This is a genomic window from Halomonas fontilapidosi, from assembly GCF_014192285.1.
In the GTDB taxonomy this organism is placed as follows: domain Bacteria; phylum Pseudomonadota; class Gammaproteobacteria; order Pseudomonadales; family Halomonadaceae; genus Halomonas; species Halomonas fontilapidosi.
This window is the reverse complement of the sequence record NZ_JACHXQ010000008.1, coordinates 38,858-52,367: the sequence shown is the minus strand read 5'-3', so window position 1 is coordinate 52,367 and position 13,510 is coordinate 38,858. Positions and strand designations below refer to the sequence as shown.

Genomic DNA, 13,510 nt, shown 5'->3' with positions numbered 1-13,510 from the left:
GCCCCCTGAACGACAAGGGCCCGCCGTTGGCGGGCCCTTGTGGCTGGGGGGAGTGGGCAGCGATCAGAGCGCGGCGATCTTGTCGCGCTGCTCGACCAGCAGTCGGCGAGCCGCCTGGAAGTCCGCGAGCTTGCCGCGCTCCTTCTCGACCACCGCCTCGGGGGCCTTGGCGACGAAGCTCTCATTGCCGAGCTTCTTCTCGATGCCGCCGATCAGCTTGTCCTGCTTGTCGATCTCCTTGGCCAGACGGGCGAGCTCGGCCTCCTTGTCGATCAGGTCGGCCATGGGCACCAGGACTTCCATCTCGCCTACCAGCTGAGTCGCCGACAGCGGCGCCTGCTCGGGGTCGTCGAGCCACTCGACGCGCTCGAGCTTGGCCAGCTTGGCCAGGAACGGCCGGTTGGCCGCCAGGCGCCTGGCGTCTTCCGCGCTGCCCTTGGTGAGCAGCACCTCCAGCGGCTTGCCCGGGGGGATGTTCATCTCGGCGCGGATGTTGCGCACCGCGACGATCACGCCCTTGAGCCACTCGATATCGCGGGTCGCCGACTCGTCGACCTGGCTCTCATCGGCCTGCGGCCAGGGCTGGACCATCAGCGAGTCCCCCTCGCCCTGGCAGGTGCCGGCCAGCGGCGCGACGCGCTGCCAGATCTCCTCGGAGATGAAGGGCATCATGGGGTGGGCCAGGCGCAGGATCGCTTCCAGCACGCGGACCAGGGTGCGACGGGTGCCACGCTTGGCCTCCGCGGAGGCGGCCTCGTCCCACAGCACCGGTTTGGAGAGCTCCAGGTACCAGTCGCAGTACTCGTTCCAGACGAAGTCGTAGAGCGCCTGGGAGGCATGGTCGAAACGAAACTCCTCCAGGGCCCGGGTCACCTGGGTCTCGGTCTGCTGCAGGCGCGAGATGATCCAGCGGTCGGCCAGCGACAGCTCGACCGGTGATTCACCCTGCCCGTCGAGAGCGAGCCCGGTATCCTCGCCCTCGGCGTTCATCAGCACATAGCGCGAGGCGTTCCACAGCTTGTTGCAGAAGTTGCGATAACCCTCCAGGCGGCCCATGTCGAACTTGATATCGCGCCCCGTGGTGGCCTGGGAGAGGAAGGTGAAGCGCAGCGCGTCGGTGCCGTGGGGCTCGATGCCCTCGGGGAACTCGGCGCGGGTGGCCTTGGCGATGGCCTTGGCTTTCTGCGGCTGCATCATGTTGCCGGTGCGTTTCTGGACGAGGCTCTCCAGGTCGATGCCGTCGATCAGGTCGATGGGATCGAGCACGTTGCCCTTGGACTTGGACATCTTCTGGCCCTGGCCGTCACGCACCAGGCCATGCACGTAGACCTGCTTGAAGGGTACTTCGCCCATGAACTTGCCGGTCAGCATGATCATCCGCGCGACCCAGAAGAAGATGATGTCGAAGCCGGTAACCAGCACGCTGGAAGGGTGGAAGGTCGCGAGTTCCGGGGTCTGTTCCGGCCAGCCCAGAGTGCCGAAGGTCCACAGCCCGGAGCTGAACCAGGTGTCTAGCACGTCCTCGTCCTGGGTCAGCTCGAGGTCGGCCGCGAGGCCATGTTTTTCTCGGGCCTCCGGCTCGCTTCTCGCCACGTAGACGTGGCCCTCCGCGTCATACCAGGCGGGGATGCGGTGGCCCCACCACAGCTGGCGGGAGATGCACCAGTCCTGGAGGTCGCGCATCCAGGCGAAGTACATGTTCTCGTAGTTCTTCGGCACGAACTGGATATCGCCCTGCTCCACGGCCTCGATGGCGGGCTTGGCCAGCGCTTCGACGGCCACGAACCACTGGTCGGTGAGCAACGGCTCGATGACGTCGCCACTCCGGTCGCCATAGGGCAGGGTGTTGCTGACGGTCTCCACCTGCTCGAGCAGGCCGGCGGCCTCCATGTCGGCGACGATGCGCGCCCGCGCCTCGAAGCGGTCCAGGCCGGCGTAGGCCTCGGGCAGCGTCGGGTCGATATCGGGCAGGGGGCGGCCCTGGATATCGAAGGCCTCGGCGCGGGCAAGGACGGCGGCGTCCTGGGTGAAGACGTTGATCAGCGGCAGGCCCTGGCGGCGGCCCACCTCGTAGTCGTTGAAGTCGTGGGCCGGGGTGATCTTCACGCAGCCCGAGCCCTTCTCCATGTCGGCATGCTCATCCGCCACCACCGGGATGCGACGCCCGACCAGCGGCAGTTCCACGAACTTGCCGACCAGCGACGCGTAGCGCGGGTCCTCGGGGTTGACCGCCACGCCGGTGTCGCCGAGCAGGGTCTCGGGGCGGGTCGTGGCGACGACCAGGTGATCCTGGCCGTCGTCGGTGGTGACGCCGTCGGCCAGCGGGTAGCGGAAGTGCCAGAAGCTGCCCTGCTGGTCGCGGTTCTCGACCTCGAGGTCCGAGATGGCGGTGTGCAGGGTGGGGTCCCAGTTGACCAGCCGCTTGCCGCGGTAGATCAGGTCCTCTTCAAAGAGGCGCACGAAGACCTCCTGCACCGCCCGGTAGAAGCCATCGTCCATGGTGAAGCGCTCGCGCGACCAGTCGACGCTCGCCCCCATGCGCCGCAGCTGGCGGGTGATGTGTCCGCCCGACTCCTGCTTCCACTCCCACACCTTGTCGATGAAGGCCTCGCGCCCCAGGTCGAAGCGGGTCTTGCCCTCCTCGGCGGCGATCTTGCGTTCGACCAGCATCTGGGTAGCGATGCCGGCATGGTCGGTGCCGACCTGCCAGAGGGTGTTGTGGCCCTGCATGCGCCGCCAGCGGATCAGGGTGTCCATGATCGTGTCCTGGAAGGCATGGCCCATGTGCAGGCTACCGGTGACGTTGGGCGGCGGGATCATGATCGAGTAGGGCTCGCCCTCGCCGGAGGGGGCGAAGCGGTTGTCGGCTTCCCAGCGCTCGTACCAGCGGGATTCGATCTGCTCGGGTTGGTAGGTCTTGTCCATGGGCGTTCCGGGTCGAGGAGGTGGCACCGACCCATGGCCGCGCGCTTGCGGGCGCTGCCAGGGTGCCGGGGATACTGAAAAAATGGGCCCGATTATAGCGTGACGCCGGGGGAGGCGTCAGCCCGACTGGCCCTTGAGCTGGTGTGGAGTAACCGGGTAGCCGCGCTTGCGGTAGGTCTGCCAGCACTCGCGCTTGGCGGTGAGCACGTCCTGGTGCTGGTTGATGATCTCGGCGACCCGCTCGAAGCGCGAGAACCATTCGGGAATGCCGGGATGCAGGTTGAGCAGCGCCTGGGGCGGTTCGCCGACCATGGGCAGGTCTTGCCAGCCGATGGTCACCGGTACGCTGTCTGCTGCCTCACTTCCCGACAGGGCGTGTGGCACGTAGGCGTCGTCCCGGAAGGTCCAGAGCCGGTCGTCCAGGTCCCGGGCCATAGCCTCGTCCTCGGCATGCAGGTGCAGCCGGTAGCCCTTGCGATAGATCGTCTCTGCCAGCCGGCAGGCGAAGAGCAGGCGGGCCTCGAGCGTGGTATCGGGAAGGATGTAGAAGTCGACTTGGGTCATTCTGAGTCTTCCCGGGGCTTTCCCTTAGGGCAGGCCTTTGCGGAGGCACTGTGAATACGTACCTGTACGCTACCGACGCCATCCCTGGCGTCGGACCTCCGCGTCGGCCTGCCCTTAGGCACCCCTCGCCGCGGTGGTGATAGCCGGGGCCCTGGCGGACCGCTGCAGTGGCCTCGCTGTCATACCAGCCGGGTCAGCCAGCCTCGCGTATCCTCGCTGCGACCATACTGCAGGTCGAGCAGGCGGGTGCGCAGACGCTTGGCCATCTCATTGTCGCGCTGGGCGGAGAGGCGGATACGGTCGCTCTCGGTGACCAGCTCGCCCACCGGCGTGATGACCGCTGCCGTGCCGCAGGCGAAGATCTCGGTGATCTCGCCGGAGGCGGCCCCTTCGCGCCACTCGTCGATGCTGATCGGGCGCTCCTCCGGGGTCAGGCCCTCGTCCTTGGCCAGGGTCAGCACCGAGTCGCGCGTCACGCCCTCGAGGATGGTGTCGGTGAGACGCGGGGTGACGATGCGGCCGTCGCGGAACACGAAGAACAGGTTCATGCCGCCGAGTTCCTCGACCCACTTGTTCTCGGCGGCGTCGAGGAAGGCCACCTGGCTGCAGTCGTGGGCCGCGGCTTCCTTCTGGGCCGCCAGGGAGGCGGCATAGTTGCCGCCGCACTTGGCGAATCCGGTGCCGCCGGGCGCGGCGCGCTTGTAGTGCGAGGAGAGCCAGATGGAGACCGGCTTTACGCCGCCTTGAAAATAGGCGGCGGCAGGCGAGGCGATCACGTAGTAGTCGACCTCGTGGGACGGGCGTACGCCGAGGAAGGTCTCGCTGGCGATCATGAAGGGCCGCAGATAGAGGCTCGACTCGTCGGCCTCGCTGGCGGGCGTGGGTACCCAGGCCTGGTCCTGGGCCAGCAGGGCGCGCAGGGAGTCAACGAAGTCCTCGTCGGAGAGCTCCGGCAGGGCCAGGCGACGCGCACTGCGGCGGAAGCGCTCGGCGTTCTTCTCGGGGCGGAAGGTCCACACTGAGCCGTCGGCATGGCGGTAGGCCTTCACGCCCTCGAAGATCTCCTGGCCGTAGTGCAGCACGGCAGCGGCGGGGTCCAGGGTCAGCGGGCCGTAGGGGCGCACCTCATGACCATGCCAGCCGGCATCGAGGGTCCAGCGGACATGTGCCATATGATCGGTGAAGTAGCGACCGAAGCCAGGATTGTCGAGGATATCGTCGCGGATCTGCGCCGCGGTCGGCTGGGTGGAAGGACTCACGGAAAAGCGTTCGATGGACACGGCAAGGGTCTCCGCTACTGGCGGGGCGCATCCGGGCGCCCTCGGCACAAAACTGGGTGCCGGGCCGGCAAGGGCCCGGAGCATGGAAGTCGACAACTCATATGAAAAGGTCACCATCGGCAAAAGGCAACCCTGACGGGGCGAATCAGTCCTCGCTGATCTCGACCTCGTGATCGGCCTCGCGGTCGAGCAGGTACTGCGTCAGCAGCCCCACCGGCCGACCACTGGCGCCTTTCTCCTTGCCAGAGGCCCAGGCCGTACCGGCGATGTCCAGGTGAGCCCAGGGAAACGTGTCGGCGAAGCGCGAAAGGAAGCAGGCGGCGGTAATGGTGCCCGCCGGGCGCCCGCCGATGTTGGCCAGGTCGGCGAAGTTGGAGTCGAGCTGTTCCTGGTATTCGTCCCACAGCGGCAGGTGCCAGGCCCGATCCCAGGCGGTTTCGCCGGCGTCCAGCAGATCCAGCGCCAGATCGTCGTCGTTGGCAAGCAGACCGGTGGCATGATGACCCAGGGCGATGATGGCGGCGCCGGTGAGGGTCGCGATGTCGATCACGCTGGCCGGCTCGAAACGTTCGGCGTAGGTCAGGGCGTCACATAGCACCAGGCGCCCCTCGGCGTCGGTATTGAGCACCTCCACGGAGAGGCCCTTGAGCGTCTTGATGATGTCGCCGGGCTTGGTGGCACGGCCGTCGGGCATGTTCTCGGCGGCGGCGACGATGGCTACCAGGTTGATCCTGGGCTTGAGGGCCAGGATGGCGGTGACGGTGCCAAATACGCTGGCGGCCCCGCACATGTCGAACTTCATCTCGTCCATGCCCTCGCCGGGCTTGAGCGAGATGCCGCCGGTATCGAAGGTGATGCCCTTTCCGACCAGCACATGCGGCGCGTCGTCAGGGTTGTCGGCGCCCTGGTAGCTCATGACGATGAGTCGCGAGGGTTGCTCGCTGCCGCGGCCGACGGAGAGCAGGCTGTGGGCGCCCAGGCGCTCCAGGGCCTCCTCGTCGAGAATCTCCACGGACAGCGCACCGCCGCTTCCCTGACCCAGGGACTCGGCCTGCTCGGCCAGGTAGCGCGGGGTGCAGACATTGCCCGGCAGGTTACCCAGGGTACGCGTGGTGGCCACCCCCTGGCCGATGGCATCGCCGATGCGTCCGCCCTGACGGGCCGCTTCGGCAACGCCCTGCTCGTTGACCAGCAGGGTGACGCGGGCGAGCTGAGGCGCCGGGGCTTTGTCCGACTTGAAGGCGTCGAAGCGGTAGACGGCGCGATGGGCCGCCTCGGCTACCATGCGGGCCTTCCAGTCGCAGGCGCGCTCCGGCACCGGCACGTCGGTAAAGGCCACGGCGACGTCTTCAACGGGCAGCGCTGCCAGGGCGCTGAAGGCGGCATCGAGCGCCTTGCGGAAGGCGCGTTCCCGGCAGCTTTCGCGCTCGCCAAGCCCTACCAGCATCAGACGATCGGCATTGAGCCCCGGGGCGAAGGGAACCATCAGCACATTGCCCAGCTTGGCATCGAAGTCGCCGCGCTCGATCAGCTGGCCGATCAGCCGCTCGCTGACATCGTCAAGCTTGGCGGCGGTGGGCAGCAGCGGCCCGTCCTTGAATACCGGTACCACGAGACAGGCCGTCTCGGCCTTGGCGGGATTGGCCGTCTGAACAGGGAATTCCATTGTGGCTCCACGAGACAAGCGAAGAGGGATTCTGGATAATGCCGGCACGTTGCCGAGTCGTCCCAGTGTACCCAAGGCAAGGCGTCATTGCATGGAAGATGGCCGGGCCCCGCGGGGGGCCGAGCCGGGAGACAGCGTTGATCATATTCCGTTATCTGACCCGCGAGATCCTGCTGACCATGGCCGCCGTGGCCGGTGTGCTGTTGCTGGTGATCATGGGCAGCCGCTTCATCCGCTACTTCTCCAATGCCGCCGAGGGCGACATCCCGGCGAGTATCCTTGGCACCCTGATGCTCTTCCATTTGCCGGGGTTTCTCGAACTGATCCTGCCGCTGGCCTTCTTCCTGGGCATCCTGCTGGCCTATGGTCAGCTCTACCTCAACAGCGAGATCACCGTGCTGGTGGCCTGTGGCACCAGCCCCAATCGCCTGCTGCAGGTCAGCCTGGTGCCGGCTACCCTGGTGGCGGCGCTGGTAGGGCTGTGCAGCCTCTGGCTGACGCCGGCCGGTGCCCTGCACAACGAGGTGCTGCTCGAGGAGCAGCGCAGCCAGCTCGACTTTTCCGCTCTGGCACCGGGGCGCTTCCAGGGCTTCGGCGGCGGTCGCACGGCCTATATCGAGGGCATCAACGAGGACCAGAGCCGCATGCAGGAAGTCTTTATCAGCGAGCGGCAATCTCGCGGCGATGGTACCCCGGAGAGCGCGATCACGCGTGCCGAAACCGGCTACCAGACCGTCGACCCGGAAACGGGCAGCCGCTTCCTGGTGCTCGCCGACGGCCAGCGCTATAGCGTCGACCCCGGGCGGGCCGAGGCCGAGCGACTGGTGTTCGGCACCTACGCAGTGCGCCTCTCGGGGGCGGTCGAACAGGCCGACCTCGACTCGCCTGAATATGCGTCTACCGTCGCGCTGTTTGCCGACGATGCCCTGCCGGCGCGGGCCCAGCTGCAGTGGCGGCTGGGCCTGCCGCTGATGGTCTTCATCCTGACGTTGCTGGCCATGCCACTGTCCCGCGTCAACCCTCGTCAGGGGCGTTTTGCCAAGCTGTTGCCGGCCATCTTCCTCTATGTGGCCTACCTCAGCCTGCTACTGGCGGCGCTGGACGCCATCGGCCGCGGCAGCTGGCCGGTGACGGTGGGGATGTGGCCGATTCATGGCGGCTTCCTGGCCATCGGCCTGGTGATGATGGTTCGGGCTCAGCACAAGGGGATGAGCGGATGATCATCGACCGGCTTGATGGCTATATCGCCCGTAACGTGCTGGGCGCGATCATCGTGGTGCAAGTGGTGCTGCTGGGCCTCGATCTGGTGATCACCTACATCAACGATCTCGGCGACGTGGAAGGCGACTACGGCGCCTTTGAGGTATTGCTCTATCTGCTGATGCGTCTTCCCTGGCGCTTCTACCAGTATGCCCCGGTGGGCGTGCTGATCGGGGCACTGATCGGCATGGGCAGCATGGCATCGAGCAACGAGCTGACGGTGATGCGCGCCGCCGGACGCTCGCTGGTCCGCATCCTCTGGGGGGTGATGAAGCCGATCATCCTGGTGATCCTGGTGGTGCTGGTCATCGCCGAGTTCGTCAGCCCGCGCACCGAGCAGTTTGCCAGTGCCTGGCGCCTCGAACAGATGCAGGGCGAGGGCGCGGTGCTCACCCAGCGTGGCGGCTGGCAGCGCGAAGGCGACAGCTTCTATCGCTTCGGGGCGATCCGCGCCGATGATACCGTGCTCGACCTGACCCGCTACCGCTTCGAGGACAAGGCCCTGCGCGAGGCGATGAGTGCCCGGCGGGCGGTATGGCGCGATGGCCACTGGCAACTGCAAGACGTGGCGGTGACACGCTTCCATGAGGCGCGCACCGAGGTCGAGCACCACGCTACCCTGGGCTGGGAGACCGCCATGACGCCGTCCCTGCTCGACCGGCTGCTGCGCGACGTGGAGAGTCAGGCGCCCAGCGAGCTGTGGGCCTACGCGCGCTACCTCCGCGACCAGGGCCAGCAGGCAACCCAGCCGCTGCTCTATTTCTGGCAGAAGATGCTGATGCCGTTGACCATGGCGTCGCTGGTGCTGGTCGCCGCCTCCTTCGTGTTCGGCCCCCTGCGCAGCGTGGCCGCCGGCACGCGGGTCTTCTACGGTGTGATTACCGGCCTGCTCTTCAAGTACCTCCAGGACCTGCTGGGGCCCGCCTCCACGGTATTCGGCTTCTCGCCGGTCTGGGCGGTGCTGGCGCCCACCCTGCTGTGTGCCGGAGTGGGGTTCTATCTGTTACGCCGTACCGGCTGAACCGAGGTCTTCATGCAACGACGTTTCGACCAACTCGACGATGTCTGGCCGGCCGGCCTTGGCCGGCGGCTGGGCGCCATGCTCTACGATGGATTGCTGGTATTGGCGCTGTGGATCCTCATTGCATCGGCGCACCTGGCCGTGGTGCGGCTATTACTGGAGGTGCCGGCGGATCAGGTCGGCACGGGAATCGCCCAGGTGGTCTCGCTGCGCCTGCTGATGGCGGTGACGGCCTTTGCCTTCTTCGCCTACTTCTGGACCCGCGGGGGCATGACGCTGGGCATGCAGGCCTGGCGCCTTCGCGTGCAGACCCCCGACGGCTGCTCGATCACCGGCCTCCAGGCGCTGCAGCGCTTTCTGGTGGCCGGCATCTCCCTGGCGGCCTTTGGCCTGGGCTACCTGTGGATTCTTGTCGATGGCGAGAAACGTGGCTGGCCGGATATCGCCTCCGGTACCCGGGTGGTGGTCCTGCCCAAACGCCGTTGAGGGGAGGCTGATGCATCAGGCGTGACCGAGGTCAGGTTTTCGTGGGATATGCTTGCGATTACCCATGCGAATCATTTACATTCACCCTAATGGCCAGCGCGAGGTGATGTGATGTACGTCTGTATCTGCAAGAACGTGACCGACCACCGGATCCGTGAAACCGTCGAGAATGGCGCGCGCAGCTGGCGCGAGGTTCAGCAGCTGACGGGGTGCGGTACCCAGTGTGGCAAGTGCGCCTGCACCGGCAAGGACATCACCCGCGAGGCGATCCGGGATGAGCTGAACGCCGCAGCCGAGGGGCTCGCTTACGCCGTTTGATGACAATCGCTATCATTTGCTTTTATCTTATCAAGTATATGATTTGATTGAGCTATACGTGGCATTGCCTAGACTGAAGGGGTATCGGCTGGCCAGATTGTGTTGGTCATGCCAAGCTGGCAATCCAGCTCTCTGACAACCCTAATCGAGGTATTGTGATGAAAGGCGACAGCAAGGTCATCGAACACCTGAACACCGCGCTCGGCAACGAACTGGTAGCTATCAACCAGTATTTCCTGCATGCCAAGATGTACAAGGACTGGGGCCTGAAGGCGCTAGCCAAGTGGGAGTATGACGAGTCCATCGAGGAGATGAACCACGCCGACAAGCTGATCGAGCGGATCCTCTTCCTCGAGGGTGTCCCCAACCTGCAGGACCTTGGCAAGCTGAACATCGGCGAGAACGTGCGCGAGATGCTCGAGTGCGACCTGAAGATCGAGCACGAGGGTCGCAACGACTACATCGCGGCCATCACCTACTGCGAGCAGGTCAAGGACTACGTGAGCCGCGACCTCTTCCGCGATATCCTCGCCGACGAGGAAGGTCACATTGACCATATCGAGACCGAACTCGGCCTGATCGACAAGGTCGGCATCGAGAATTACCTGCAGCGGCAGATGCAGGAAGCCGGCGAAGAGTAACGGCTACCCGGCGCACTGCCGGTCAGTTTCGACGCGAGAACTCCAGTAACGCCCCGTGGCCTGTCGCCACGGGGCGTTCTTCATGTAAAGGCTTTTTCCAGGGCGAAACGGGGTACCGGCTCGCCCCTGACCTCGACGGTCTCGAGGAACATGTCCAGAGGACGCGTCCAGAGCCCGTAGTCGCCATAGAGGGCACGGTAGACGACCAGCGGCTCCTCGGTCTCGCTGTGCCAGGCAACGCCGATCACCTCGTAGAGCGGGCCCTTATAGTGACGGTAGATGCCGGGGCGAGGCAGGTGATGTTCCATGGTGCTGCTCCTAGGTTCTCAACCACAGGGTTTCAAGGACAGGGTTTCCAGGACAGGGTCTCAGGGACAGGCGCTCAAGCTCGAGCATCGAGGGCGTAGTCTCGGGCGTCGATCTGAACCGCTATCTCAGGGCGTGACGCGAGCCTGTTTTGCCAGCCGAGTCAGCACCCGGGCAGCAGCGGTAAAGCCGAAGCTGCCGGTAACGAAGCTAGCGGCGCCGAAGCCGGAGGCGCAGTCGAGGCGGGTAGCCTCCCCGTCGGCGGGCTTCTGGAAGCACACCTCGCCGTCGATGCCGGGATAGACCAGCTGCTCGTCGGAGTAGACGCACTCCACTGAGAAGCGCCGCCTAGGGTTGCGCGAGAAACCGAAATCGCGACGCAGCCTGGCGCGGACCTTGGCCAGCAGCGGATCGTGCTCGGTGCGCGACAGATCAGCCACGCGGATACGCGTGGGGTCGGTCTGGCCGCCGGCGGCGCCGGTGACGGTGAGCGCCAGCTTGCGACGCTTGCACCAGGCGATCAGCGCCGCCTTGGCGACCACGCTGTCGATGGCATCCACGACATGGTCGGCGTCGTCGGGAATGCGCTTGGCCAGGTTGGTCGGCGTGACGAAAGCGGTGTCGACAACGACCTCGATGCCCGGCTGAATGGCCCGGCAGCGCTCGGCCAGCACCTCCACCTTGGGGCGTCCGATGGTGCCATCCAGGGCATGCAGTTGGCGGTTGACGTTGGAGACACAGACATCGTCGAGGTCGATCAGCGTCAGCCGGCCGATACCCGAACGGGCCAGGGCCTCCACGGTCCAGCTGCCCACGCCGCCTACGCCGACCACCACCACATGGGCGTCGCGGAAGCGTTCGAAGGCGCGTGCGCCATACAGCCGGCGGATGCCGCCGAAGCGGGTATCCTCGTCCGGTACAGCAACAGGGGAGAAGGCGAAATCGGTCATGGCATCACGCTCGGACGGTCGGGGTGTCGAGGCGCCGGCAGGTGACCCGACCAGCCGAAGCGCTCGAAGAGTCTCGTCATGCAGGCATCCAGCGGACAGCAGAGATCGAGGCGCCGGCCGCTCACCGGGTGGTCGAAGGCCAGACCCACCGCCGCGAGCAGCAGGCGCGGGCATTCCAGGTGCTCGGCGAAGAAGCGGTTGTGATTGCCCTTGCCGTGCTTGGCATCGCCGATGATCGGGTACCCGCGCCGTGAAAGATGGCGGCGGATCTGGTGGCGACGACCGGTCTGCGGTCGTGCCTCCATCAGCGAGTAGCGGCTCTGCGGGTAGCGATCCACCTGGACCGGCAGCTCGACGCTGTCGAGGCGGCGGACCTCGGTCATCGCCGTCATGGCCGGCATCTCGGCCTTGGGACGACGACCCTCTTCGGCGCGCAACGGGTAGTCCAGCCGCTCGTGTTGCGGGCCAAGGCCACGCACCACCGCCAGATAGCGCTTCTCCACCCGGCGGGCGGCGAAGGCCGCCTGGAGGCTCGCGGCGGTCTCGGGGTCGAGCGCGAAGACGATGGCCCCTGAGGTCGGGCGGTCCAGACGGTGTACGGGATAGACGCGACAGCCGAGCTGGTCGCGCAGCCGTTGCAGCAGGAATTCGCGCTCGCCGCGGGCAAGCGCGCTGCGATGCACCAGCAGGCCGGCCGGCTTGTGCACGGCGACCAGGTGATCGTCCTGATGGAGAAGGCTCAGCGGGGCAGTCATCGAGGCACCGTTGGGGGCAAGGGCCGCCATTGTCTCTGGGGCGTAGCGTGCTGTCATCCCGTCCGGCAACCGTCGTGCGTGCAAAAGTCCTGTGAGAGCTCGACATCGCCGCTAGTCTGGTCGACATGAGAACACGTCGACGCCTTGGGACTCTGTTGATGGCGCTGAGCCTGCTCCCCCTTCTGCTGTCTGGCTGTGCCAGCCTGAATCGCCACCACCAGGCCCTGCTGGTGCTGGGTGACCTCTCGGCGGGCAGCGAGACAAGCCGGCTCAAGCGTCGCACCGAACCGCCGCGCCGGGAGGGACTTCATTATGAGCACCAGGGGCGCGCCTACCAGGCAGACCTCTATCATCCGCCGACGTTGAACCGGGGCTCGCTGATCCTGGTGCATGGCTTCACCGAGCAGGGCCGCCGCGACGCGCGCCTGGTGGCATTGGCGAGGACCCTCGGCCGGGTGGGCTTCAGGGTGATGGTGCCGGAACTCGACGGTCTCAGGGACTACTCCATCAGCACGCGCGAGGTGACGGCGATCGTCGATGCCATTCGCTATGCCACCCGTGAGGGGGCCGAGACGCCATCGCAGACGGCGATAGCAGCGGTCAGCTTTGCGGTGGGGCCGACGCTGATCGCCGCCATGGACGAGGCGGTGGCCCATCGGGTGAGCTTCGTGGTGGCCGTGGGCGGCTACTATGACATGACGGACATGCTGCGCTATGTGACCACCGGCGAGGACCGCGGCGGTATCGGCCGGGCGGCGCCGCCACCGCAGCGTGAGGCGCGCTGGGCCGTGCTGCTGAGCCAGCTGCACTGGTTGCGGGATGAGCAGGATCGCACGCTGCTCGAGAGCATCGCCAGGCGCCGGCTGGCGGACCCCGACGCCTCGGTGGCCGACGATGTCCGCCGGCTTGGGCCGTCGGGGAGAGCGCTCTACGCGCTGGTGACCAACCAGCAGCCAGACCGCGTGGAGGCGCTGATCGGCAAGTTGCCGCCAGCGCTGGTGAACGAGCTCGAGGCGCTCGACCCGTCACAGCGTTCGCTCGACAGGTTGCAGGCCAGGCTGGTGCTGATTCATGGCCCTCAGGACAGGGTGATCCCGATAAGCCACAGCCGGCGGTTGCGCGATGCCTTGCCCGCCGGTCAGGCGCGTCTGTTCGAAACCGAGGCCCTGAAGCATGTCGCCGTATCACCGGGTTGGCGGGATGGCTGGGCGCTTTGGCGCGCAGTGGAGCATGTACTGGCCCTGGGCGAGAGGCAGCAACAGGGCCTGAAGCCCCACGGGTCACCGCCTTGATCGGCTCGCCTTGCGGTGCTCAATTCGTCATGCTGGGGGGGAACGA

At 66.3% G+C, this 13,510-nt stretch carries 13 protein-coding genes; 6 read left to right on the top strand and 7 right to left on the bottom strand.

Features of this window, described 5'->3' with window-relative positions:
- Positions 1–63: 63 nt before the first annotated feature.
- The 4 genes from FHR95_RS12115 to FHR95_RS12100 form a co-directional block, all read right to left on the bottom strand.
- On the bottom strand, positions 64–2,925 hold the full coding sequence (locus tag FHR95_RS12115) for a valine--tRNA ligase (protein WP_183314568.1): 2,862 nt from the start codon (positions 2,923–2,925) through the stop codon (positions 64–66).
- Between the two features lie 117 nt (positions 2,926–3,042).
- Positions 3,043–3,489: a DNA polymerase III subunit chi gene (locus tag FHR95_RS12110; protein WP_183314567.1), complete on the bottom strand. Its 447-nt coding sequence runs from the start codon at positions 3,487–3,489 to the stop codon at positions 3,043–3,045.
- Positions 3,490–3,668: 179 nt separating this feature from the next.
- Entirely contained in the window at positions 3,669–4,769 is a 1,101-nt protein-coding gene (locus FHR95_RS12105; RefSeq protein ID WP_183314566.1) for a branched-chain amino acid aminotransferase, read from the bottom strand.
- A gap of 145 nt (positions 4,770–4,914) precedes the next feature.
- Entirely contained in the window at positions 4,915–6,435 is a 1,521-nt protein-coding gene (locus FHR95_RS12100) for a leucyl aminopeptidase (RefSeq protein ID WP_183314565.1), read from the bottom strand.
- Positions 6,436–6,572: 137 nt separating this feature from the next.
- Here FHR95_RS12100 and lptF point away from each other — a divergent pair, with 137 nt between their 5' ends.
- The 5 genes from lptF (at position 6,573) to bfr (ending at position 10,161) form a co-directional block, all read left to right on the top strand.
- Complete coding sequence (gene lptF / locus FHR95_RS12095) at positions 6,573–7,655, top strand: LPS export ABC transporter permease LptF (RefSeq protein WP_183314564.1); 1,083 nt, start codon at positions 6,573–6,575, stop codon at positions 7,653–7,655.
- Positions 7,652–8,716, top strand: coding sequence for an LPS export ABC transporter permease LptG (lptG, locus tag FHR95_RS12090; protein WP_183314563.1), 1,065 nt, complete (start codon positions 7,652–7,654; stop codon positions 8,714–8,716). The genes lptF and lptG overlap by 4 nt, the downstream gene beginning before the upstream one ends.
- Before the next feature lie 12 nt (positions 8,717–8,728).
- Positions 8,729–9,202, top strand: a complete 474-nt coding sequence (locus FHR95_RS12085; protein ID WP_040184087.1) for an RDD family protein — start codon at positions 8,729–8,731, stop codon at positions 9,200–9,202.
- A gap of 111 nt (positions 9,203–9,313) precedes the next feature.
- On the top strand, positions 9,314–9,520 hold the full coding sequence (locus FHR95_RS12080) for a (2Fe-2S)-binding protein (RefSeq protein ID WP_040184088.1): 207 nt from the start codon (positions 9,314–9,316) through the stop codon (positions 9,518–9,520).
- 158 nt (positions 9,521–9,678) lie between these two features.
- Entirely contained in the window at positions 9,679–10,161 is a 483-nt protein-coding gene (gene bfr / locus FHR95_RS12075) for a bacterioferritin (RefSeq protein ID WP_040184089.1), read from the top strand.
- An 80-nt stretch (positions 10,162–10,241) separates the two neighbouring features.
- Here the strand turns inward: bfr and FHR95_RS12070 are convergent, their stop codons facing one another.
- The 3 genes from FHR95_RS12070 to FHR95_RS12060 all read right to left on the bottom strand — a co-directional run bounded on the left by FHR95_RS12070 (position 10,242) and on the right by FHR95_RS12060 (position 12,172).
- Positions 10,242–10,469 carry a DUF1653 domain-containing protein gene (locus tag FHR95_RS12070; RefSeq protein WP_183314562.1) on the bottom strand — a complete coding sequence of 76 codons (228 nt, stop codon included), beginning with the start codon at positions 10,467–10,469 and terminating at the stop codon, positions 10,242–10,244.
- A gap of 126 nt (positions 10,470–10,595) precedes the next feature.
- Positions 10,596–11,417 carry a tRNA cyclic N6-threonylcarbamoyladenosine(37) synthase TcdA gene (gene tcdA / locus FHR95_RS12065; protein WP_183314561.1) on the bottom strand — a complete coding sequence of 274 codons (822 nt, stop codon included), beginning with the start codon at positions 11,415–11,417 and terminating at the stop codon, positions 10,596–10,598.
- Positions 11,414–12,172 carry a pseudouridine synthase gene (locus FHR95_RS12060; RefSeq protein WP_183314560.1) on the bottom strand — a complete coding sequence of 253 codons (759 nt, stop codon included), beginning with the start codon at positions 12,170–12,172 and terminating at the stop codon, positions 11,414–11,416. The genes tcdA and FHR95_RS12060 overlap by 4 nt, the downstream gene beginning before the upstream one ends.
- A gap of 158 nt (positions 12,173–12,330) precedes the next feature.
- Between FHR95_RS12060 and FHR95_RS12055 the strand changes: the two genes are divergently transcribed.
- The gene (locus FHR95_RS12055) at positions 12,331–13,464 is read left to right on the top strand and encodes an alpha/beta hydrolase family protein (RefSeq protein WP_183314559.1); all 1,134 of its coding nucleotides are present in this window, start codon (positions 12,331–12,333) and stop codon (positions 13,462–13,464) included.
- Positions 13,465–13,510: the final 46 nt, after the last annotated feature.